This is a genomic window from Chitinophaga sp. Cy-1792, from assembly GCF_011752935.1.
Taxonomy (GTDB): domain Bacteria; phylum Bacteroidota; class Bacteroidia; order Chitinophagales; family Chitinophagaceae; genus Chitinophaga.
The window spans coordinates 795,398-816,552 of the sequence record NZ_VWWO01000001.1; the positions used below are offsets into that span (position 1 = coordinate 795,398).

Sequence of the window (21,155 nt, forward strand, 5' to 3'; positions counted from 1 at the left end):
ACCCACCGCTGCGAAGCTCTTTTGAGTGCTGTACCCAAAAGCATACATAGATTTTTTCTCATTACAGAAGAATGGTTGGTGGGCGACGGTTTTCTTTGAGAAAAATTATTTAGTTATGAGCAAACAAAAAATATCACTCCGCTATATTAAGAATCAAGAAAAGAAATTAAGTAAAGCTCAAGGTATTACCCATACCGAGTTCCTTTAGTATTTAAAACTAAGAAAACTAACTTAAGGAATATTAATATTAACATCCCTTTCGGACTAAAATTAGCCTTCATATAAGGTATTGTTTACTTAAAACCATAAAATGAATACTGCGTTATTAGGGATATTAGGAACTCTTGCTGGAGTTTCATTAGGGTTTGTCTTACCAACGATTAAGGAATTACTCAGTAAGAAAGAGAAATTATATGTAGATGCGTCTAATAAATTAGGATTTGTTGATACTCAAAATCCAGATTTTATAGATAATTTGACTGGTATTCTCGATTTGTATATTTTCAACGGATCTAATATTCCAAAAACTTTTCTAATTGACCGTGTAATTGAGGTAAATGGAAGCCGCTCTCTACGAATCGAGAGAATTAATGACGAAGTAGTTAAAACCAAACCCGTTCATTTGATTCTGCCTAATAGTGCGATAAATCTAAAAATTTTAATTAGCGTTATTGATTATGATGGAGAAAAGCCTACCGATATGAATAACAATAAAGCAAGAGTAAAATACAGGGTAGGAAAGAAAATACGCTCACTTGATATTGATACATTTGTTTGGATACTACCTTCATATTTATAAGTACTCCCTTTAGGGGAGGTATTAAGATTTTAATAGCATTGGGAGGTAAATAGTATTTCATTCATTTCAGAAAAACTAAAAGTATGATGAATCGAGTTGAAGTAAGTTTTCCAACAAAGTTATTGTCCAATCATTATTACCTCAACGAAGTTCCTGTAGAGGGGAAAACATCAAATAAGTTTCACTTCCTGATAGGCTGGTATGACCTTTACGCAAATCAGATTATCCGCACCGGTAACTGTATAACCTTATTAAGCACACACTACACAATAACTACCGATAATTTCTGGAACACGAACCACCTGGAGGATATCAGCAAATACGTGTTCTGGACTTTTAACGACAGTTTCAGGGAGAACTTAATTCGGCTGTTGCCACTGATACCAGATGCGTTAATACCCCAATGCAATGAGCTACTAACCCGATTCCCGATTCCGTACAGTGAGGCCAGCCATATTAACCCGGATGAGGAACTGCAATGGTGCTTTGTGAAAAATGCCTCTCTGAAGAATTCTGGAAAGTTTGAACTGATGTATTGCCGGGATCAGGAGAATAGGGCAGCCATAAGATCAGCTCTTGCTGCCTTTATGAACCGCTCGCCGGTTGAACAGGCAGTCATGGCGGTGCCTGTTGAAACCACGCCTACTTTTTTGAGTATGTTAGTTCCTATTAATGGCAGCCATCTTGAAACCCTCAATTATATCGATGAAAAGGTAAAAGCATCTGGCTGTAAGTTTGAAATCTTTCGATCAATACGTAAGTCGAGGGATAACCGTAATCCATATGGCTTCAATGGCTGTGTCGCCGCTGTTATAGATCATTTCTACCAGCTCAATTATTTTGACCCTGCTTACTCTTTAGAGGAAATCTTCCTGGCATATTTTAAACATACTGGAAATAACATAGCAAAATTCAGCACTTTCATGTCAGAATTCAGGCAAGACAATAGTTATTTAAAGCATATTGAAATGCTTAAACAATTGAAAATTAATAAATTGTAATGCCGATTTTCATCTTTCCCCAATTGCCCAAATCCCTCCCCCAATCCGCCTGATATCGCCTCCATTTCTCAAGAAATTGCACGCATTTGATAACAAATAAATCAAATGCACTATGACAATTATTAATCCATTCGATCTAATTATTTCTAAGATCGACGTATTGCAAGCATGCGTAAATGGCTTGCGGGAAAACAACAAGAAACCTATTGTGATTCAGCCGGAAGATCCTGACAGGTTGTTGAACCTGGCTGAAGCTGCAAACGTACTGCGTAAGCCGGTAGGTACCGTCCGTTATTACATTCATCAAAAGTCATTGCCGGCAATTAAGGTTGGTAAAGGCTATGTGGTGAAGCATTCTGCTTTGATGGCATGGGTGGATGAATTCAAGGTTAGTACAGATGAGAATCCGGTGATCAATATGAGACGCCGATTTGCAAAACGCTAAATCCTACGAAGATGCAACGTGTAAAAGATTTGAAGCAATGGGATTTAGTTGACCTTTTATCCAGATTGGGTTATGAACCCAGTAAGGTAATTCGGGATGACTACTGGTACTTATCTCCGCTCAGAGTAGAGAAAACGCCATCCTTTAAAGTAAATAGGCGTTTGAATGTCTGGTATGATCACGGTATTGGTCAGGGTGGTGATCTGATCGATTTTGGTTGCCTGTATAACAGCTGTTCAGTTAGTGATCTGCTCAAAAAATGGGAAAACCTTCCCTCCCCTACTTTTTCTTTTCAACCGCGAATTGCTGGTGAAAAGAAAAATCCCGATGAGGGCGCAGTTTCTATTCTTGCAGTAAGACCCATCACTGACCAGCATTTGTTAGCATATCTGAACACCAGGGCGATACCACATTCAATAGCCGAATCGTATTGTAAGGAAGTAGACTTTTCCCTACATAACCGCCAATATAGAGCCCTTGGTTTCAAGAATGAGGCTGGCGGCTATGAGCTGAGAAACGCGGATTTTAAAGGCTGTTGTGCGCCTAAGGACGTGACTTTAATAGCCGGCACAGGACAACGGCTAAATATCTTTGAAGGATTTTTCAGCTTTCTCTCCTACCTGGCGTGTCAGAAAGTTCTGGGAGTAACCGGTGATGATTTCCTGATCCTGAACTCTCTTGCTCTGCTGGGAAAAGCGATGGACCTCACAGAGAAGTACCCCAAAATCGCCTTGTATCTGGATAATGACACAGCAGGAAAGCGAGCAACCAACACGTTCAAAACGAGCGATAGATTCTCAGATTGCTCCTCTCTCTATCAAGGGCACAAAGACATTAATGACTGGTGGATTAACAGGAATAAGCCTATTCAGAAGGTAATGAATAGCGTCCGGCGTGGGCTGCGACGTTAGGAGCAAGCCATGTTTCCGCTACGCTTCAACGGCTTGGAAAATTGGTAGTCACTTCGTTCTAATATCTGAAATTATGGCAAGACCGAGGAAAAATGAAAGTGAAAAACGAGTCGTCCAGGTGAATATACGACTGACTTCATGTGAGAATCAGCGTGTCAACGAGCTGGCGAAATCGGTAGGGATTACGCCTGCCAACCTTATCCGGCAGAAATTATTTGCCGGTAGATTCCCACCTGTAAAACACTCTCCTATCGAAATTGACCTATACAGAGAACTGCATAGGATCGGTGTAAATCTGAATCAGGCCACCCACCGGATTAATAGAAATGAGTTACCTGGTGAATATCTATCTATTCTTATTCAGGTATCAAAGACAGTTAACCAAGCAATAAAACTATTAGTAAATGACAGGCGATCAGGTTAAAGGGAAAGGATTTAGAGGGGCATTACGCTATAATCTTGCTAAAGTAGAAAAAGGAGTTGCTGAGGTATTGGATACCAACTTCTCCAGCAGGCAGGAAAATACAATCATGAAGGAAGTCGCTATGATAAAGGCTTTGCGTCCAAATCTTCAGAAATACTTTTATCATACTTCTCTAAATTTTCCACCTAATGAGAATTTATCAAATGAGCAGATGAGGGTTATCGCTAAAGAGTATTTATCAGAGATGGGCTTTAATCAGCATCAATTCATGGTTTTCCGGCATCGTGATGCAGATCATCCACATATTCATATCTTGGTAAATAGAATCGGATTCGATGGTGAAGTAGTTACAGATAGTCAGGATTATGCCAGGAGCGAAAAAGTGATCAGGGCCATTGAAAAGAAATATAACCTTACTCCTGTTGTATCCAGTAAGCAGGCCGTGGAACGTGCTTTGACAAAGAATGAAATGGAGATGATGAAACGTACCGACGAACTGTCGGTAAAAATCAAACTTCAGACAATCGTAAATAATGCTCAAAAGCAGAGTCGTTCAGTTGCTGAATTTATACAGTCGCTAGAGGTTAGAGGTGTGAATGTCCTTTTTAATCAGGCGCAGACAGGTTTTGTAAGTGGTATCAGCTACGGTTTTGAAGGATTGATTTTTAAGGGATCGGCGCTGGGAAATGGTTTTAAGTGGACACAGCTAAAAGGATCATTAAACTATGAACAAGAAAGAGATCATACAACAATATGCGAAGCAAACCTTAGGACAAGATCCATCCTATCAGATATTGGATTACAACAAACTGTTAGAGATGGTGCAGTCAATCAAACAATGGCATCAAACGAGCTTAAACGAGCAACAGCGATTACACAGAGCGCATCTGGAAAGGACTTCACAGGAGTTTCGAACAATACAGGCCGACTGCGTCCGTCTGCAAAGAGAGTTGAACGAACTAACGCAATTAGTGAAGAGCCTTCACGACGGAACACTGAAATATTTGAAAATACAAAGGAGACGGGAGTTCTGGTTGGCGGTATTATCCGGGAGTTGCTCAGCCCTGTTGATAGTTATACTCATGAAAATCTGGCTGCATTAAATGAGTTTAAAAAGAAAAAGAAAAAACGGAAAATCCGGCGGTGACAAAGAAACGGCAATTGCATTGAGCAATTGCCGTTTTCCATTTATGAGTGCTACTTAGGAATTTTGTTGTGTGTTCGGGTGACTGTTTCCTTTATCACTCTTATGATGCCCTCCCTTTCTGCATTGCTGATAATGGGTGCTGTGCTACCATCGGGATGAACAACTGGCCGGAGCCGCATTTTCCGATAGAATGTGGGAACACTCCAGCCGCATTCTGCACAAACCTTTTCCCGAAAATCGAGCGGCATATTTGTAAAGTGTTTGTGAAATTCTGATAGTACATTCTGTGCTTTGTCCATGAGTAAGATGATTTAATAGTTAGCGGATTTTGAGGGTTAATGTCCATATGGCAAAAGAATTTCCAGTACGGCATCCTTTGCCGTTCAATTCCTGACTATAAGTAACTTGGGAGCGTGTTGGGTGGGCATAAAAATAGCGCAGGGCCCAACAAAGTGTTCTGGAGGTACTGGTATACCTGGCGACGACTAAGTGAGCCCATGCGCCATAGCATGGGCTACTCACCTTGTATCCCTCGTCGCCTTTCAAATTACCAGTTTTCCAGGACGAGATCTAAAGCAAGAAGCTTGAAATATCTTTAGATCACTAAAATAAGAATTTGCGTTTGTCTAACCTGATAGCAGTTTCATAACAATGCTGTTTGTTAGCAAATTAAGCAAAATTTCAATTAAAGCTACTTATTAGTAGTAAAATAAAAGTAGTTTCTTTTTAGTAGTAACATATAAAGGGTTACTCATTTGTAAACTATTCATTTATTTTAGTATATGGATAGCAAAAAAGAAAACTCCAAGAAAGTCCAGCTTGACCCTGATGAGCAGCTAGTAAAGTTGGGAGCCCGGATCAAAGATCTCCGCATCAAAGCAGGATACAAAAACTATGAAGTTTTCGCGTATGAAAATAATATCCCCAGAGCGCAGTATGGCCGCTATGAGCAAGGAAAAGACTTGCGGTTTAGTAGCCTGGTGAAGGTGGTGAGTGCGTTTGGAATGACGATGGAGGAGTTTTTTGGGGAAGGGTTTGATTAAAGATGAGATAAATAAGAAACATTTAATTATCAGATATTTTGAATATATTTAGTTGTCCAAATTTCGACCCTATACCCTGATCGGAACCTCAGCAAAGAGTCGTATCTTTGCAAACCTTTTAACTTTTATAACTCGGTTGATGAAACTTCCAGTTGAAATTACGCCTAATCCCTTATTGTCATCAAGAGTTGAAATTCGATACGTATTAAATATTCAACCTGATGAAGTCGTTGGAGCCTTCTATTCTCAGTTTAAAGATGTTTTTCCAATATTAAGAGAAACGAAGGTGTCAAAGGATCCAGGGATTGCAGATGAGTTGATGAAGTTTGCTCCAGATTTTTTGATGAGCAATGATAAATATGCTATAGCGTTTAATGGAAATGCAATCTCTTTTGAGAACATGGGAGACTACCAGTTATGGGGGAATTATTTTCCATTTATTCGCACACAACTTTCTACGTTAATTGAAATGAAAATTGTACGTTCTATTCAACGAATAAGTGTGAGATATGTGAGTCTGTTTGAAAAGCAATTAACTAAAGAGAGTACATTTATTAAAATACCTCAATTCAACCTTGAAGGATATAAAGAGAATCTAAATTTATATAGAACATCTTTTAATCCTAGTAATGATCCCAATGTGCTATTGAAAGTTCAAATAGTTAAGAATGCAAGAGCATCAACCGCGAATGAATTTAGAATAGGAACTTTGATTGATATTGATGCATGCAGAGAATTTAGTGATATTGATCTTGATGATAACATTTTTGAAATCGTCGATAATTTACATGCCGAAGAAAAAAGGTTATTTTTTTCCATGTTAGATAATGCGTTTTTGCAAACTCTTAACCCTAAATACGACAGAATATGAGTGCTGCAATAGATGTTACTAATGGCGAATTAAAACTCTTAAATAATCCAATAAATATCTGCATTCTTGTGGAGGATGTTTCCGTTCCGTCAGCAATTTGGGGGGTAGAGAATAATGAAAATAGACTAAGATTGGCACATGAAAATCTCAAAGCAAGGAGCGGCAGGATCAGACATCTTGATATTTTAAATAATAATGGTTGGGAAATTTCACAAGCCAGAGAGTTCTTTGACCAAGTTCGTGTCTATGATACAAATCTCCCTCAGTATTTAGATACAAATATGGAGAGGTATACACGTAAGTTTGAACTGGCATTAGGAAAATCGGAGACTAGGAACTTAGATCGAAAATTATTTCAGAATCATTTTTATAAAACGGCCTTTAAAATTTCGGAGCTTGAATGCTCAGACGCAACTGTTGAGATTGCCAAGAATAATTCATTAAAATATACTCTATTATTTCCTGAGAATAAAATGTTAATGATTTCTTCTAGCGTCAATAATGAAACTGATGAGATAGTATTTAGTTATTTTATTAATCGTGAACTGATTTCGACCAATGCGATGGAACTTACAGGATTCATTGAAGGATTTAAAAAGTTTCTTAAAAGCTAAAAAAGATACTGCTATAGTATTTTTTACTTATCCCAAAAATATATTACCTCGTGGTAACTATATAAATCCTATAGATATAAACATTTTAAATGGACAAGATAAATATGTGATCTTAAGACGATCAGATAAATGTATTGGAGATACTTTTAATGAGTTTGAAAACTTAGTGGATAACATTATTCTTGATCAAAGAATACCGGGTTTATCAATGAATTTGCTAGGTGGGAATTATGAAATTAAGCACTTAAAATTTAATCAGACAGGCGGAGCTGGGAAATATTGGGATTCAATTAGAGAAATAAAACTCAACGAATATTTAAAAGATATTAAATTACTTGAGGTGTATTGCCCTATTTACTTTTTTGTTGAAGATCTACAAAACATTGAATTTCCGTATTCTAGACCTAATGACGCAACCGCTAAAAAATTGTTAACAGAATTAGGTATACCTCAGCAAGTTGGTCAAACAGCGAATGTTATAGCCAAAGTCGAAATTGTCCATAAGCCGAGTAATGCGAATTATTGGCATGTTGAATTCACTATTAGGGAATCTCTGCATGAAAATGCGAAAGCTATAAAGGACGCCAACTCTAGATGGAAGGAAAACTTGACGCAAAGTATTTATCATCTTATTTCAGCCAAAGCTCTCAAAAAATGTCCTGTAGTACCCAAAGTTAGGACAACAGCATATACAAAATAACTGCGGCATAAATTTCTTCAATTTCATACTGGGTTCGAATGTATGGCTAGAGAGTGGCGAAGTATTCGGCAAAAATATTTATAGCCTTATCTATCCCTTTAAGAGAATCGACATTAATAAACTTCGAATCGCCATTATTCTCAGGCGATTTTTCAACTTCAATTTTTCGTTTTATTTCCAATGGAAGAGAATTTATTGAATTAAAATAAGTCTTCGACCATCCCTTGGCTATTGTTTTTACCTCAGCTAGTTCTCTTGGAGGTTCAATTTCCATACGCAGATATTCCCATTTGACTAGTTCTCGACAAAAGTTAAGAATTCTATCTACAGATTTCTTTATATTAGAAATACGATCCCCTTCGTCAGAAATAACCACGGAATTGTTTAAATCATCTATCAATTCTGGGATTAGAGTTGTGAATCTTTTCATGTCTTCAATGGCTTCTTGAAACCAAATGAAATATTCTTCTGCATTATATATTTTTGCCTTCTGAAAAATATGTCCTTTTTCAAGATCGATGTAGCCTTGATGGATCTCCATTAGCTTGTTTGAAAGGAGTTCCGCAGCCAAAAGATAATTCCAACAATTAGGTTTTTCAATAGCTAGCCTTTTACATTCTGTGCTCTCCTCTCTTAAGACACTTAGATTACTATAAACGAAATTCTTTAAGCGTGCTCTTATTTGGTTACAAAATGGGCCTAAAGCCGCCTTAATGTTATTATCTTCTCGTTTAACGTCAAAAGTTCCAGCGGTTATACCTAATAAATCTGTTGGAATATGAAAGGGAGGGCTATTTCTTGGTGTTAAATAGAACACCTTGTCTTTACCTAATCTACCTATAAATAATCCCAATTCAAAAATTACATTATCTCGAATTGTATTCTTTTTCTCGCTTCTAATATAGGTAACATCGTCGGGCTTGAAGACAAAAATGCCGAAATCAAAATTATCTAAGGCTGATATCAAATCATCCAACGCCGTATTGGAAAGGTTAAAGACGCCTTGGTTCCATACCGTTACTGTGGCGTCGAATTCTAAATTTTCTTGAATTGTATATGCAATATCTAATGCTTCAACAGATGATCCGACAAAAATTCTTGGTTTCATTTTGGTGCCTTCAAAGGGGATTATGGTTCAAACAGTTTTAGGGAAAATTCCAATGAAACCTAAATATAAACTTATTTTTTCGTTCTAAAACTCCACCAACTTCCTCGCATACTCTGCCTGAACCCCCATCTCAAACCCGGCAAAATACCTTTCCGTGGTCATCAGGCTCTGATGACCCAGGTTGGTGCTGGCAAGTTTAAGCGGCGCTCCACTCTGAACAAGAATCGTAGCATATGAATGTCGGGCTACGTAGGTAGTCACCGGCATCTCGAAGCCCAGCTCCTCTCCCATCTTTTTCATCCACTTATTAGTGTTCTTGGTGAATTGCTTCACCTTTTTGCGAATGGTTACTGAATCATCACCGATTTCGGCAATGTTGAAAATATAGCCTTCAGGGTGAGTATATGCCTGGCCCCATTTGGCGATGATCCCATCAATATAGGTGTTCCGGGTGGCGACGATGTTAACCGGACTCCCTTTGGTGGTGCGTTTCGTCTTTTCCCGTAGGAAGGTAATGTAGGATGGATGCGCGTTTTTATGCTTCAGTAAAGCAATGTCCATCACGTTGATGCCATTACACAGGTAGCTGAATATCCAGAAGTCTTTGGCCTTTTCCATGCCGGAACCCGGATCAGTAGGATACTCGAAGATTTGCTTCAGCTGTGCTTTAGTCAGGGCCTTTTTGATGTTCTTCCCGGTAGGAATGATGTACTTACGTTTCCCAAAAGGATAGGTCTCCGGCTTTATGAGCCCATTTTCGCGGGCAATGTTCATAATGGTACGCAGTGGCCGCAGGTAAATACCTACCGTAGTAATGGAGCGGCCACGGGAAATCATCCACGACTCAAACCCTTCCAGGTACTCTTTCGTGATATGCCCCAGTTGCGGGCTGCGACGGTACTTTTTCAGGCAGTTGATGGAGGTCGTGTAAGAGTCAGCGGTGCCGTGCTGGTCTTTTGATTGGAGTTCGGATATATAGTTATTATATAATGTTTCTACCGACTCCGTATAGATCCTTTCCTCAAAAAAGCTGGACTCAAACTGGGAAAAAGAGAAAGGCACAATCCCCTCGCAGCATCGTGCTGCATCTTTTTCGATAATGCCTAGTTCCTGGCGGATGCGCCGGAGGTTGCCTTTGGCTTCGGTGCTGTTGAGCTGCTCCCACTCTTCCGGGGTAGCATCAAAGCCGGTAGCGTAGTATTTGCGTATACCCTTATAGGTGATACGGAGTTTCAACGGGAAACGCTCCCCGGTTTTGGACCTTCGAGTATCTGGAACTACCTTTACGTTTACCTTATCTTGTTTCATGATAACTTTAGAGCGTATTTTTGATACATATTTTGATACATGTTTCTAAAAAACATTCCGAAATGACATGACGCAAGTCTAAGTATAAAAACAATTGAAAGCGCAGCTGGTAAGGTCTTTTGACGTGTTCAGCAGTAACTGCAGGTAACTAAAAGCATGAATTTTAGAGACTCATAATCAGGGGGTCACAGGATCATGCCCTGTTGGGAGCACACACTGGTAAAGGCTTTTAGCGATATAGCGCTGAAAGCCTTTTTTCGTTTGCAAACAGTTTGCATACCTCCTGCTTCGACGTGTATTTTTTCATCTACCTAACAAAGTCCCTAACAGACGCCTTCCTAAGCCTTTCTCATTTTCTCATTTGGGACCTCCGCATCATTTTTTGAGGATGATCAAATCACCGTCATCAAAACCGGTTGCAATGACTTCTGCCCTGCGCAGGAATGATTGCTGGAAAGTGTCTGATTGGCAAAATTCAGTAACCGTTCCTACGACCAAAGCCAGCATTGCCTCCCAGGATAAATGATCGTATCCGTTTGCTGGCAATTCCAGGTAGCTGTCCTTAAGATAGAATTCTTCCAGGTTTGATGCCCAATCATCATCATCCAGGTCATAGGTACTTGTGCCTGTCAGGTAAAGGGTGTAAGACGACGGCGATTGAAATATCCCGAAATAATAGGCTACTATATGCTTATCGGGTGAATAATTGCTGGTTATGCCCTCCACCCATTGCCTGAATAGCTGATCGAACGTCATAGCATTAATTAGTTGGACAGAACAATATACACCTCCAAACGGAGCTTTATATTTGCTTTTCTTGCTTCACGATAACTTCAATTGTAATTTTGATATATATTTCTAAAATAACAGCCTGAAATGAATTGATGCAGAACTAAAACATATTGATAAAAAACGCGACAGAAAAACCTTTTGACTTGTTCCGAAGTTATCGGACAGGTCTTATATGTATTTTTTATATATTTAACACCTTTTACAACACGCTACAACAAACCTACAATGACACACGCACCGCTGGTTTCAATTATCCTGGCTGTCTATAATGGCGTTAGATTCCTCCCGGCCCAACTGGATAGCCTGTTAAGCCAGACATATCCTAATATTGAAATTATTGCTATTGATGATTGTTCCACAGATGGATCTTATGATTTACTGATGAGCTATAAAGAACGGTATGCCAATTTCAGGGTGTATGAAAATGAAACAAACCTGGGTTATATCAAAAACTTCGAGAAGGGTTCCAGGCTGGCTCAGGGCGATTATTTCGCATTTTGTGATCAGGATGATATCTGGCTGACGGAGAAGATAGCGGTGATGATGGAGGAAATGTCGAAAGGCTATCCTATGGCATTTTGTGATTCAGAATTTGTAGACTTCGACGGAAAGTCTTTAGGGTACCGTCTTTCTGACAAAAGAAATCAGCAGAATTTCAATACGCCACTAAATTTCGCCATAGGTAACAGCATCGCCGGACATGCAATGATTTCCAAAAAAGAAGTTATTGAAAGATCCCTGCCCTTTCCTGATACGATGATTCATGACCGCTGGATTGGCTTCGTTGCCACATTTTTCGGCCCGATCCTCTTTGTGGATCAGCCACTGGTAAAATACCGGCAGCACGACTGCAATGTAAATACCGGGAATAAAGATGCACATAAAGCAAGAAAAAAGGCAGACAAGAAGAACCGGGAAATCGTAGAAGCCAGAAAAAATATGCAGCTATTTGCTGAAAAATGCCCTGAAGGCAAAGAAAAAGAAGTATTTGAAGTGTTGAACCGTACCTACCAACATCCCTCATTGGTAAACCGTTTTGTACGTATGTCTACTTTTTTCAAATATCGCGAAGAAGTGCTGGCATTGAAGAAATATTCGGGCTTCCGCAAATTTTTGTTCTGTATAAAAACATTCTTTAAAGTAGTTTAATAAAAAATTGAACTACCAGCGGTAAGGATAACATACTGTTAATATCTTTTTCTTAACGTTGACCCATCAGTATAAGCTATGAAACATCCGGATGTAATTATCATAGGTGCGGGCGCCGCTGGCCTCATGGCCGCTTATTCGCTCATGAAGGCAGGAAAAAGTGTCACGTTGTTGGAGGCACGTGATCGTACCGGGGGAAGAATCAATACCGTACATCATCACGACAACCTTGCCCAGGCTGAATTAGGAGCCGAATTTGTTCACGGTAACCTGCCCGTTACCCTGGACCTGCTGAAAGAAGCAGGTATCCCCTATTCCAACACACAATTTAAAATGTTACGCTCCCGGAATGGCGTATTTCAGGAAGGAAACGAAACAGTTACCGGCTGGGATGCGCTGCTGGAGAAAATGTACCAACAAGAAGAAGATGTTCCGCTAAGGGCATTTCTGAAGGAACATTTCTCCACAGAAGAATATACAGATATGCGTACCCAGATCGAAGGTTTTGTAAATGGCTATGATACCGGTGACGTGAATGATATCAGTACTTTCGCCGTTAGGAATGAATGGAGCCATGAGGATGATGATGCACAATATCGCGTAGATGAAGGTTATGGAAAGATGATACAATTTCTTGCAGATGCCATTACTGCCGCCGGAAATGAAATACTACTGCATAAAACAGCCACTGAAATACACTGGCAAAAAGATATGGTGCGCATCTGCACAACTGATGGTAATGAATATAATGCTTCAAAAGTGATAGTAGCACTTCCGCTGGGAATGTTACAGGCAACAACTGAATCAGCTGGAGCTGTGAGGTTTGATCCTGTAATTCCCGCACAGGATAGGGCTTTAAAGAATATTGGTTACGGCGCTATAATAAAAGTATTACTCGAGTTCAAAACGCCCTTCTGGACTGAAAATAAAGTATTTAATGCGCCTGAAAACGGCCCATCCACCACGCTGCTGGTTACTTCCGGGGAAGAGGTGCCCACCTTCTGGACACAGACTTCTGTAAATAACCCACTGCTTACTGGCTGGCTGGGAGGTCCTCCGGCCATGGCGAAGAAGGATTTGCCGGCAGAAGAAATTCTTAAGCTGACATTACAATCTCTGGGTAATATTTTCAGTCTGGCCCCTGAGACACTCCAAAGTAATCTCCAGGGCTGGCACGTAGCCAATTGGACAGTTGCTCCCTACACCCGCGGCTCCTATGCCTATGATAAAGTTGGAAGTGCCGACGCCAGAAAGGTTTTATCGCAGGCAGTGGAGCAAACAATATACTTCGCTGGTGAATACCTCTATGATGGTCCCGCAATGGGAACTGTTGAAGCTGCATTGAGTAGCGGGAAAAATGCTGCGGCTTTAATTTTAAACATGTAGTGAGATTGCAGCGGATTTTTGTATCTTCTTCATCATTCCATTTTATGAAAAAGCTACCACTCCTATTGCTACTGCTAGCATGCAATACTAACCAACAACGGATAGATCATCTAAAAGCTGAACTAAACAGTATTTATGATGATGATCAACGATATAGGGAACAATTAAGCAAATCCGTTACTGCCCACGAAAATATCGCATTATGGAAAATGCAGGATAGTCTGGATGCAATTAACCTGAAACGTGTAAGAGTAATACTGGACTCCATGGGAAATCCGGGAAAACAGGTCTTTGGAGAGAAGGCAGCCTCTGCATGTTTCTATGTAATTCAGCATGCGGAATTAGCCGATCAGGAAAAATATTTGCCGGAGTTTACACGCGCTACCGAAAAGCACGACCTTGAGTGGCCTGTTCTGGTAAAAATGATTGACCGTGTTAAGTTGGAGAAAGAAGGAAAGCAACTATACGGAACACAATATATGCCCATAAAAGACCCTGTAACAGGCTATAATACAGATAAAATGCAGTTGGCGCCAATAGAGGATGAAGCCAACGTTGATAAGCGAAGAAAAGAAAAAGGGATGCCGCCACTGTCGGAAGCTGCCAAAAAATTTGGTGTCGATTATCCGGGACACTGATACAGCGCTATCCTCGCTTCGTTACACCAAAAAAGGAGGAGATTTTTTCTCCGGTTATCCTGTAAATAATCTCTGCTATTTTCCTGTCGAGGTCCGCTTTGTTTAAAAACGGAAATCGATTCCTGATGGCATCTATAAAGCCAAACTCCTGCAATAACAACAGCTTCTCTTCAATACCTACCGGTAAATTGTCCGCATCTTTCTTTGACTGATAATACTGTAATGCATGCATATATTCTCCGTACAAAAATCCAACAGCATACATATATAACTCGATGATCTTCTTACGGCGGGTGGTTACTGTAGGCACTTTCCAGGTGTTGAAATCTGATAAGCCCCTGAAGAACACAGTTGCATACTGTGTGAGTGCATTTCTTCTGAGGTCGTGTGTGATTTTATTTTCCAGCACAGCTACCATTTCTTTGGCGGCTAACAGCAATTGTTCCGCATCATTATTTTCATCTTCCTGATGGTGTGCAAAAAGATATTCCCTTGTATGCAGAAAACGCTCGATGAAATAGGTATTGATTGTGCTGTAATTGGAGTTCAGCGGTTTGATGCTAAAGGTATATTGTTCTTTATCAAACAGAAATGATTTTTTCAAATCAATACTTGATCTCCTCTCCTGACAAAGGATTGCATCAAACTGTTCCAGGTTTTTATCAGAAAAAAAATTATATAGATTGGTCTCAAAGGCAGGTAACGTAAAAGGGAGGATATTAAAATGCTGGTCATATAACCTGATTCTATCTTCATACCTGCTTAACCGGTTAAACTTAATAAACAGTTCCTGTATTTCCGCCTGCGTATAGGTCATGTTCAACGTGTTTATTGCAATAAATCGCCGGACAATGATGATTTATTGTCCGGCGATTGTAATACTATTTTTCCCACCAGGCTTTGTAGGTAGTGGTTTCTTTTCCGCCCATTGCAGTAATTTCTGTACTGTAATGGGTGTTGTTGATTGTTTGTTCAGATGTAGGGTACAGGAAACGGGTCGGAATTACGCCGTTGTTCATATTGGCGGAACCTCCCGTCTGGAAGGCAGGATAACCCGTACGCCTATACTCTATCCATCCTTCGAAACCGTTGTTGATATTCACCAGCCATTTTTGAGTAATGATCTGCTTTAACGCATTGGCAGGTAAGGAATTATCCAGTGCAACGGCAGCATGTGTGAGATAGTTGGCCGCAGTGCCGGCACTCAGCCCGACTTCTGCATATGCACCTGTTACGCCGCTGTTATAGTAAGTGGTTGCCACACTGTTGCCGCCGGAAACAAGGCCTTTAATGGCTGCTTCTGCCAGAATAAACTGCTGTTCGGCATAAGTGATCACACGTGCTTTGATAAGCGCCGTATTGGTGCCTTTGGTAAAAGATACGTTGAAGTTGGAGCTCTGATTAGTTTGTGTGGTAGTTGCATCAACTACTAATGGCATACCGCCGTAGTTATTGAAACTGAATGCAGCACCTGACGGCGTCAGTGTATTCACCGCAAAGTACGCACTGATGCGGGAGCTGTCGCCGGTAGCTACAAACTGATCATACAGCGTACTGTTCATGTACTTAACGGCAAAGTCGCCGGAACGCTCTGTCAGACTCACAAAATTATACGGTGTTACCGTTGGTAATGTCAGTGCGGCACTTTGTGCAGCGCTCTGCATAATGGCGCCATCAGCAATAATAGACTGCATTTCGGCCGATACATCCATTTTAGAAGATACCCTTAACAGGTAACGTAACCTGAGTGCATTGATGAAAGCTCTCCAGTTGGTAACGCTGGAAGAATACAGCATATCCCCTTCTATCAGTCCGGCAGGATTGGCTTTTAACAGGCTATCCGCTTTTCTCAGACTTGGAATAATACCCTGTCCGGCATCTGTATAAACGGTTTGCTGCGAATCATACGCTGGTGTATATACGCCGGAATTGCCTTTGAGTGCCTGGAGGAAAGGAATGTCGCCCCAGAGTTCGGTCAGCTGCGCGAATGCGTAGGAACGCAGGGTAAGCGCCGCGGCCTGCAACATTGGGTTGTTCTTCTGCTGGGCCAGTGTATATAAAGTATTGGCGTCACGGGCAGCTTCAAACAATGGTATCCAGTAAGGTTCGTTGGTAACCGGAGAGTATCGTGTAGGCTGATCGTAGTAAGACTGGCTGAAAGTCATATACTGACTGTAGCCGTTACCCAGCGTCCATACGATGTTTGAGTTGTTATAGAACTCAGTTACGATCGTGTTGGACAGCAAGGTAGTTGCATCCGCCTGTTCGAGGGCGTTGGGGTTTTTATTGGTATTGGTCAGTTCTTTAGAACAGGCACTTAGTAATGCAGTAATACCTATACCCAGGATATATATATACTTTTTCATTTTTTATTCAGGTTAAATTACTAGAAACTAAGACCCAGAGAGAATCCGAGGCTTTTTGTAGAAGGAATGCTGAGGAACTCTGTTCCTGGCAGTATTTGCTGACCGCGCAATGCCAGTGTTTCAGGATCAACATCTTTGTTTTTGGTGAATTCCAGTATATTCCTTCCCACCAGGGAGAAGTTCAGTTTAGCTCCTGATGCATTACCGAAGATGTTTTTGAAGGTGTATCCCAGGCGCAGTTCACGTAATTTGATATACGATGCATCATACATGAAAGCCTCATTGTTGGATGCGTTGTAGTAGCCGTTGTAATACGTGGCAGCATCAACTTTTACAGTATTTGGAACGTATTTTCCGGAACCGTCCAGCATAACGCCTTTACCGATAATACCTGTTTGTCTGCCTTCCAGGGTTTCAACAGACATACCACCAGCGAGTACACCCAGTTCAGTATAAGAGAAGAATTTACCACCCTGATGCCAATCCCAGAGGAAGCTCAGGTTGAAATTTTTGTAACTGAACTCGTTATTCCAGGCAAGAATGAAATCCGGGTTGTAGTTGCCTAACAGGGAATTCTGCGTAGTGGTAAACTGAGGAACACCATTGTTATATACTATATTGCCCTGTGGGTCTCTTACAAAAGCATTTCCATACATATTACCCAGGCGCTGACCAACTTTTGCATCGTATTGAATAGCGCGATAGTAGCGGTCGTACTGCGTTACCTGTGCATATACATAGGTATCGATGCCGTCAGGCAGGGAAACAACTTTTCCTACGTTGTGACTGAAGTTGAAGTTCATGTCCCAGTTGAATCCTCCGGGATGCGCTGAACGTACAGGCGCTGCCGTTAGCATGAGCTCAATACCTTTGTTGTTGATCTTTCCACCATTCACATAAGCATTGGTATAACCGGAAGATACCGCGATTGGTAATTGTACCACTTCGTCTTTGGTATTAGACTGGTACACAGTTGCATCCAGGCCTAACCTGTTATGCAGGAACCTGATTTCGAGGCCTGCTTCAGTTGTTGTGGTAGATGATGGTTTGAGATTGTTGTTGGCCAATACGTTATTACCTGTTGTTAACGGGTAGTTGTTGAATGGTGTATTGGTAACATAGGTATTGCTGATAGAATATGGATCTGCATCACGTCCTACCTGTGCTGCTGATACGCGTACTTTCAGGAAAGAGATGGCGTGTGGCAGTGCTACCATATCGGAAATGATTCCACTCAGGGAAGCAGATGGATAGAAGTAGGAATTGTTGCCTTTAGGCAGCGTGCTGGAATGATCATTTCTGCCGGTGATATTCAGGTAGATCAGGCTTTTATAATCGAAGTCGGCGAATGCATACAGGCTGTATACAACTTTGTCAAATTTCTGATAGAGTGTAGGCAGCTGACTTTGTGCATTGGAGAAATTATAGAGTCCAGGTGTAATCAATGAATTGGCGATGTCACGGGTGTAGGTGACGTTCTGCATAAACCTGTTGCCGCCCGCAGAAGCACTGACATTGAATAATTTACCAGGTTTTTTGTGGTAGCTGAAGAGGAAGTCAGTGTTATTTTCGAAATAATTCACATTATCAGTTCTGAAGCCACCTGTTGGGAAACGCACGCTGGTAAAGGCGCGGTGTCCTTCTCTCATATCTGCATAAAAATCAGAACCTGTTCTCAGCATAACATCAAACTGCGGTGTGATGGCATATTTCAATGATGCATTGCCGATAAGGCGATTTTTATTAAAGCTGTTGGTATTATCGAACAGGGTCACATAAGGGTTATCGTGGTTGTTCCAGTAACGGAATTGATTTTGCTGATCTCTGCCTGTCTGCCATTGCTTTTTCAGCGAATTGATGTCGATGTTGATCGGCATACCATATACACCAAAGAAGGTATACATCACACTTTCAGAGCCGTAGCCGATATTCGGACGATTGCTGCTACTGCTGTTGATATAGTTAATGAAGAAGTCGGAAGTAAGTTTGTCGCTGAAGCGGTGATTTGCGCGTAATGCAACACCATAGCGTTTCAGATCTGTTCCTGGTAAGATACCTTTGTTATACATCTGATCAACAGAAAAACGATAGCTACCATTGTCTGTTGTACCGCCAAATCCAACACTGTTCTGTGTAGTAAGACCCGTCTGGAGGAAGTTCTTGAAGTGGTCCGCATGACCTACCCACGGCGTAGCTGTAACAGTTGCACTGGGATTAAGGCCGCGGAGGACCAGGTCGCCGGCTTGTAAACCGTCGCTGGTAGGGCTGTCGAACTGAATTACTTTCACACTGGGATCGAATTTCAGTCCCCAGTTAGGAATGTTGTTTTCATTACCGCCGCCACCATTTACGAACTGGTAGGTATTAGGTGTACCACTTAACGGATAAGCGTTTACACCTGCGCCGTATTCATTTTGCAGGCGTGGAAGTTTCAGTGGAGATTCGAAAGTAGTAGTGCTGTTAACAGTAACGCCTATCTTTCCTTTCTCGCTGCTGCCTTTTTGGGTGGTCAGTACTACAGCACCGTTTGCGGCACGTGAACCATACAATGCTGCAGCAGTGGAGCCTTTCAGCACCGTTACATTGGCAATGTTATTAGGGTTCATTTCGGCCGCACCGTTGCCCCAGTCTACCTCTGCCCAGGTACCCTGATTGGAAGAGTTTTCGATGGCGTTATTAAAAAAGGTTTCATTATTAATAGGTACACCGTCCACCACAAACAGTGGCTGATTGCTACCATTGAAAGAGTTTTCTCCCCTGATAACGATACGGGAGGTAGAACCCACGCCGGCGCCGCCATTGGTAACGAATACGCCGGCCACCTTACCGCCCAGGTTGTTGATCAGGTTGGGGTCTGGCGCTTCGGTCAGCTGTTTGGAGTTAATGGTCTGCACGGCGTAGCCCAGTGCTTTGGATTGTTTGCTGATACCCAATGCGGTAACGACTACTTCACTCAGTGCTTTGTTGTCGCGCTGCAGTGAAACGTTGAGGGTAGCTTGTTTGCCAATAGTAATAGTGGCTTGTTTGTAGCCGATGAAGCTAACATTGATAACATCTTCTTCTTTACCGTTGATGGAGAAGTTTCCGGTGGCATTGGTGACAGCTCCTCTTTTAGCATTTTTTATGCTGATGATTGCCCCGATAATAGGTGAACCATCTTCTGCATCTACCACCTTACCGGTGATTACCTGTGCCGACTGTGCATATACAGCGGTGGGATTAATAAAAAGTATAGGGAGAAATAGTGAAAAAAGGAGCAATAAAACTGATAGCTTTCGCATAATGTAAGTTTGTTTGACAAGGCGAATAGACAAATGGCGTCCCTATGGCCAGTTGATGGCCAATGAACGAGTGCAATGGAGGGATGGAGAAACTATTTCTTTACATGCGTGTAAACGCATACAGAAACAGGCATGGGGGTATCATATTCTAAGAACACGATGTCGGAGAAACAGCGGCGCATCGTTTATGGTAGATGGGGAAGAAATTTTTTGTGCAATCGACCTTACAGCGAAGAACAGTTTGTTGATAAGTCTTATCAGCGGGATAATCCTTTGTTGTTGTTGTTCTTCGAGCTGAATTGCTTCGGCAGTGGCTTTTTCATCAATCAGCCAGGAACGTCTTTTATGAATACGTATATGCTCGAAGGTAGTGGCTGGGTCGTGGAACTGGTGTACGTTGCAGCTAAACCATACAGGGATAAAGAATATCCTGAAGATTAGAAGGGAAAGCAATATGGCTGAACGGGAACGCATTTACAACAAAGCTAAAATAGGGCAACATGAAATGTTAAAATTGAAGGTTAACTAATCATGAACTTAATGTTAAGGTGAGGTTACTAGTAATGTGGAGCAATGACAATCAATAAAAATGTATCTTGGATGAATCATTACCTATGGAATATCTGTTCGAGTACTTGCGCTATGCCTGCATTGGCTATATTTTCTCTTCAATACTAATGTTACTATTGTCGCTGTTTTTGCCTGGTCTGAAATCGATGCGGAAGTCATATCTGACTGTATCTAATCGTATAGGTATGATAGTTATATGGTCATTTCTGTTGCTTTATCTGGGAGATTTTTTCTATAATAATCTCATCAGGAATAATACGTCGGATAATAGACTATTTGTAAGATATAGAATACCATTTCTTACACTACTGGTAATTTTAAAGGGGGTACCTGCTTTATTTTTTCTTAAAAAGAAACTCCGTTATAGTATTGTCGTTACCTGTTTGGTAATAACAGTATTTATAATGAGTTTTTTTACAGAGACGATCTATATATTTATCTTTTTCAGCAATAGAGATATGTTATCCTCCAGCTGGTCTTATTATATCAGTTATTCTGAGCTGATTGGTTTGCCGGTAATAAGTGCACTCCTATACGCCGCTATTGTGTTATTGGTGGTAAAAAGAAAGGCTGCCTTGCAGCAGCCTTCCGTTGTAGAATGA

Annotated in this window: 21 protein-coding genes; 15 read left to right on the forward strand and 6 right to left on the reverse strand. The window is 41.0% G+C overall.

Features of this window, described 5'->3' with window-relative positions; all coding sequences use genetic code 11:
• Positions 1–310: 310 nt before the first annotated feature.
• The 10 genes from F3J22_RS03335 to F3J22_RS03380 all read left to right on the forward strand — a co-directional run bounded on the left by F3J22_RS03335 (position 311) and on the right by F3J22_RS03380 (position 7,955).
• The gene (locus F3J22_RS03335; RefSeq protein WP_167014273.1) at positions 311–799 is read left to right on the forward strand and encodes a hypothetical protein; all 489 of its coding nucleotides are present in this window, start codon (positions 311–313) and stop codon (positions 797–799) included.
• 83 nt (positions 800–882) lie between these two features.
• On the forward strand, positions 883–1,800 hold the full coding sequence (locus tag F3J22_RS03340; RefSeq protein WP_167014275.1) for a hypothetical protein: 918 nt from the start codon (positions 883–885) through the stop codon (positions 1,798–1,800).
• Between the two features lie 112 nt (positions 1,801–1,912).
• Positions 1,913–2,245 (forward strand): helix-turn-helix domain-containing protein, encoded by a 333-nt coding sequence (locus F3J22_RS03345; RefSeq protein WP_167014277.1) that lies wholly within the window; start codon positions 1,913–1,915, stop codon positions 2,243–2,245.
• Positions 2,246–2,256: 11 nt separating this feature from the next.
• Complete coding sequence (locus F3J22_RS03350) at positions 2,257–3,156, forward strand: toprim domain-containing protein (protein ID WP_167014279.1); 900 nt, start codon at positions 2,257–2,259, stop codon at positions 3,154–3,156.
• 73 nt (positions 3,157–3,229) lie between these two features.
• On the forward strand, positions 3,230–3,580 hold the full coding sequence (locus F3J22_RS30790; RefSeq protein WP_167014281.1) for a plasmid mobilization relaxosome protein MobC: 351 nt from the start codon (positions 3,230–3,232) through the stop codon (positions 3,578–3,580).
• Complete coding sequence (locus tag F3J22_RS03360; protein ID WP_167014283.1) at positions 3,561–4,727, forward strand: relaxase/mobilization nuclease domain-containing protein; 1,167 nt, start codon at positions 3,561–3,563, stop codon at positions 4,725–4,727. The genes F3J22_RS30790 and F3J22_RS03360 overlap by 20 nt, the downstream gene beginning before the upstream one ends.
• A gap of 782 nt (positions 4,728–5,509) precedes the next feature.
• Entirely contained in the window at positions 5,510–5,770 is a 261-nt protein-coding gene (locus tag F3J22_RS03365; protein WP_167014285.1) for a helix-turn-helix domain-containing protein, read from the forward strand.
• Between the two features lie 139 nt (positions 5,771–5,909).
• Positions 5,910–6,641, forward strand: a complete 732-nt coding sequence (locus tag F3J22_RS03370) for a TIGR04255 family protein (RefSeq protein ID WP_167014287.1) — start codon at positions 5,910–5,912, stop codon at positions 6,639–6,641.
• Positions 6,638–7,255, forward strand: a complete 618-nt coding sequence (locus F3J22_RS03375) for a hypothetical protein (RefSeq protein ID WP_167014289.1) — start codon at positions 6,638–6,640, stop codon at positions 7,253–7,255. Before F3J22_RS03370 ends, F3J22_RS03375 begins: the two co-directional genes overlap by 4 nt.
• Complete coding sequence (locus F3J22_RS03380) at positions 7,224–7,955, forward strand: hypothetical protein (RefSeq protein WP_167014291.1); 732 nt, start codon at positions 7,224–7,226, stop codon at positions 7,953–7,955. The genes F3J22_RS03375 and F3J22_RS03380 overlap by 32 nt, the downstream gene beginning before the upstream one ends.
• Positions 7,956–8,001: 46 nt before the next feature.
• Here F3J22_RS03380 and F3J22_RS03385 read toward each other — a convergent pair whose 3' ends face one another.
• The 3 genes from F3J22_RS03385 to F3J22_RS03395 form a co-directional block, all read right to left on the reverse strand.
• Positions 8,002–9,063, reverse strand: coding sequence for a nucleotide-binding protein (locus tag F3J22_RS03385; RefSeq protein WP_167014293.1), 1,062 nt, complete (start codon positions 9,061–9,063; stop codon positions 8,002–8,004).
• Positions 9,064–9,147: 84 nt separating this feature from the next.
• The gene (locus tag F3J22_RS03390) at positions 9,148–10,371 is read right to left on the reverse strand and encodes a site-specific integrase (protein WP_167014295.1); all 1,224 of its coding nucleotides are present in this window, start codon (positions 10,369–10,371) and stop codon (positions 9,148–9,150) included.
• Positions 10,372–10,746: 375 nt separating this feature from the next.
• On the reverse strand, positions 10,747–11,127 hold the full coding sequence (locus tag F3J22_RS03395; protein WP_167014297.1) for a hypothetical protein: 381 nt from the start codon (positions 11,125–11,127) through the stop codon (positions 10,747–10,749).
• 261 nt (positions 11,128–11,388) lie between these two features.
• On the opposite strand from F3J22_RS03395, the gene F3J22_RS03400 reads away from it, so the two are divergent.
• The 3 genes from F3J22_RS03400 (at position 11,389) to F3J22_RS03410 (ending at position 14,336) form a co-directional block, all read left to right on the forward strand.
• On the forward strand, positions 11,389–12,312 hold the full coding sequence (locus F3J22_RS03400) for a glycosyltransferase family 2 protein (RefSeq protein ID WP_167014299.1): 924 nt from the start codon (positions 11,389–11,391) through the stop codon (positions 12,310–12,312).
• A 78-nt stretch (positions 12,313–12,390) separates the two neighbouring features.
• Entirely contained in the window at positions 12,391–13,698 is a 1,308-nt protein-coding gene (locus F3J22_RS03405; protein WP_167014301.1) for an NAD(P)/FAD-dependent oxidoreductase, read from the forward strand.
• A 44-nt stretch (positions 13,699–13,742) separates the two neighbouring features.
• Positions 13,743–14,336, forward strand: coding sequence for a DUF6624 domain-containing protein (locus F3J22_RS03410; protein WP_167014303.1), 594 nt, complete (start codon positions 13,743–13,745; stop codon positions 14,334–14,336).
• Positions 14,337–14,343: 7 nt separating this feature from the next.
• Here F3J22_RS03410 and F3J22_RS03415 read toward each other — a convergent pair whose 3' ends face one another.
• From F3J22_RS03415 to F3J22_RS03425, 3 genes are all read right to left on the reverse strand, one after another.
• Positions 14,344–15,153 carry a hypothetical protein gene (locus tag F3J22_RS03415; protein ID WP_167014305.1) on the reverse strand — a complete coding sequence of 270 codons (810 nt, stop codon included), beginning with the start codon at positions 15,151–15,153 and terminating at the stop codon, positions 14,344–14,346.
• Between the two features lie 64 nt (positions 15,154–15,217).
• Positions 15,218–16,702 carry a SusD/RagB family nutrient-binding outer membrane lipoprotein gene (locus F3J22_RS03420; RefSeq protein ID WP_167018296.1) on the reverse strand — a complete coding sequence of 495 codons (1,485 nt, stop codon included), beginning with the start codon at positions 16,700–16,702 and terminating at the stop codon, positions 15,218–15,220.
• A 20-nt stretch (positions 16,703–16,722) separates the two neighbouring features.
• Positions 16,723–19,983, reverse strand: a complete 3,261-nt coding sequence (locus F3J22_RS03425; RefSeq protein ID WP_167014307.1) for a SusC/RagA family TonB-linked outer membrane protein — start codon at positions 19,981–19,983, stop codon at positions 16,723–16,725.
• Positions 19,984–20,193: 210 nt separating this feature from the next.
• Between F3J22_RS03425 and F3J22_RS03430 the strand changes: the two genes are divergently transcribed.
• On the forward strand, positions 20,194–20,424 hold the full coding sequence (locus F3J22_RS03430) for a hypothetical protein (RefSeq protein WP_167014310.1): 231 nt from the start codon (positions 20,194–20,196) through the stop codon (positions 20,422–20,424).
• A 533-nt stretch (positions 20,425–20,957) separates the two neighbouring features.
• Positions 20,958–21,155 carry a hypothetical protein gene (locus F3J22_RS03435; RefSeq protein ID WP_167014312.1) on the forward strand — a complete coding sequence of 66 codons (198 nt, stop codon included), beginning with the start codon at positions 20,958–20,960 and terminating at the stop codon, positions 21,153–21,155.

Excerpts from the sequence above, each read along its gene's own strand:
- F3J22_RS03395 (WP_167014297.1), bottom strand. The coding sequence starts at position 11,127 with ATGACGTTCGATCAGCTATTCAGGCAATGGGTGGAGGGCATAACCAGC.
- F3J22_RS03425 (WP_167014307.1), bottom strand. The coding sequence starts at position 19,983 with ATGCGAAAGCTATCAGTTTTATTGCTCCTTTTTTCACTATTTCTCCCT.
- F3J22_RS03435 (WP_167014312.1), top strand. The coding sequence starts at position 20,958 with ATGAGTTTTTTTACAGAGACGATCTATATATTTATCTTTTTCAGCAAT.
- F3J22_RS03400 (WP_167014299.1), top strand. The coding sequence starts at position 11,389 with ATGACACACGCACCGCTGGTTTCAATTATCCTGGCTGTCTATAATGGC.
- F3J22_RS03360 (WP_167014283.1), top strand. The coding sequence starts at position 3,561 with ATGACAGGCGATCAGGTTAAAGGGAAAGGATTTAGAGGGGCATTACGC.
- F3J22_RS03390 (WP_167014295.1), bottom strand. The coding sequence starts at position 10,371 with ATGAAACAAGATAAGGTAAACGTAAAGGTAGTTCCAGATACTCGAAGG.
- F3J22_RS30790 (WP_167014281.1), top strand. The coding sequence starts at position 3,230 with ATGGCAAGACCGAGGAAAAATGAAAGTGAAAAACGAGTCGTCCAGGTG.
- F3J22_RS03340 (WP_167014275.1), top strand. The coding sequence starts at position 883 with ATGATGAATCGAGTTGAAGTAAGTTTTCCAACAAAGTTATTGTCCAAT.
- F3J22_RS03345 (WP_167014277.1), top strand. The coding sequence starts at position 1,913 with ATGACAATTATTAATCCATTCGATCTAATTATTTCTAAGATCGACGTA.
- F3J22_RS03420 (WP_167018296.1), bottom strand. The coding sequence starts at position 16,702 with ATGAAAAAGTATATATATATCCTGGGTATAGGTATTACTGCATTACTA.
- F3J22_RS03370 (WP_167014287.1), top strand. The coding sequence starts at position 5,910 with ATGAAACTTCCAGTTGAAATTACGCCTAATCCCTTATTGTCATCAAGA.
- F3J22_RS03375 (WP_167014289.1), top strand. The coding sequence starts at position 6,638 with ATGAGTGCTGCAATAGATGTTACTAATGGCGAATTAAAACTCTTAAAT.
- F3J22_RS03385 (WP_167014293.1), bottom strand. The coding sequence starts at position 9,063 with ATGAAACCAAGAATTTTTGTCGGATCATCTGTTGAAGCATTAGATATT.
- F3J22_RS03405 (WP_167014301.1), top strand. The coding sequence starts at position 12,391 with ATGAAACATCCGGATGTAATTATCATAGGTGCGGGCGCCGCTGGCCTC.
- F3J22_RS03415 (WP_167014305.1), bottom strand. The coding sequence starts at position 15,153 with ATGACCTATACGCAGGCGGAAATACAGGAACTGTTTATTAAGTTTAAC.
- F3J22_RS03335 (WP_167014273.1), top strand. The coding sequence starts at position 311 with ATGAATACTGCGTTATTAGGGATATTAGGAACTCTTGCTGGAGTTTCA.
- F3J22_RS03350 (WP_167014279.1), top strand. The coding sequence starts at position 2,257 with ATGCAACGTGTAAAAGATTTGAAGCAATGGGATTTAGTTGACCTTTTA.
- F3J22_RS03410 (WP_167014303.1), top strand. The coding sequence starts at position 13,743 with ATGAAAAAGCTACCACTCCTATTGCTACTGCTAGCATGCAATACTAAC.
- F3J22_RS03365 (WP_167014285.1), top strand. The coding sequence starts at position 5,510 with ATGGATAGCAAAAAAGAAAACTCCAAGAAAGTCCAGCTTGACCCTGAT.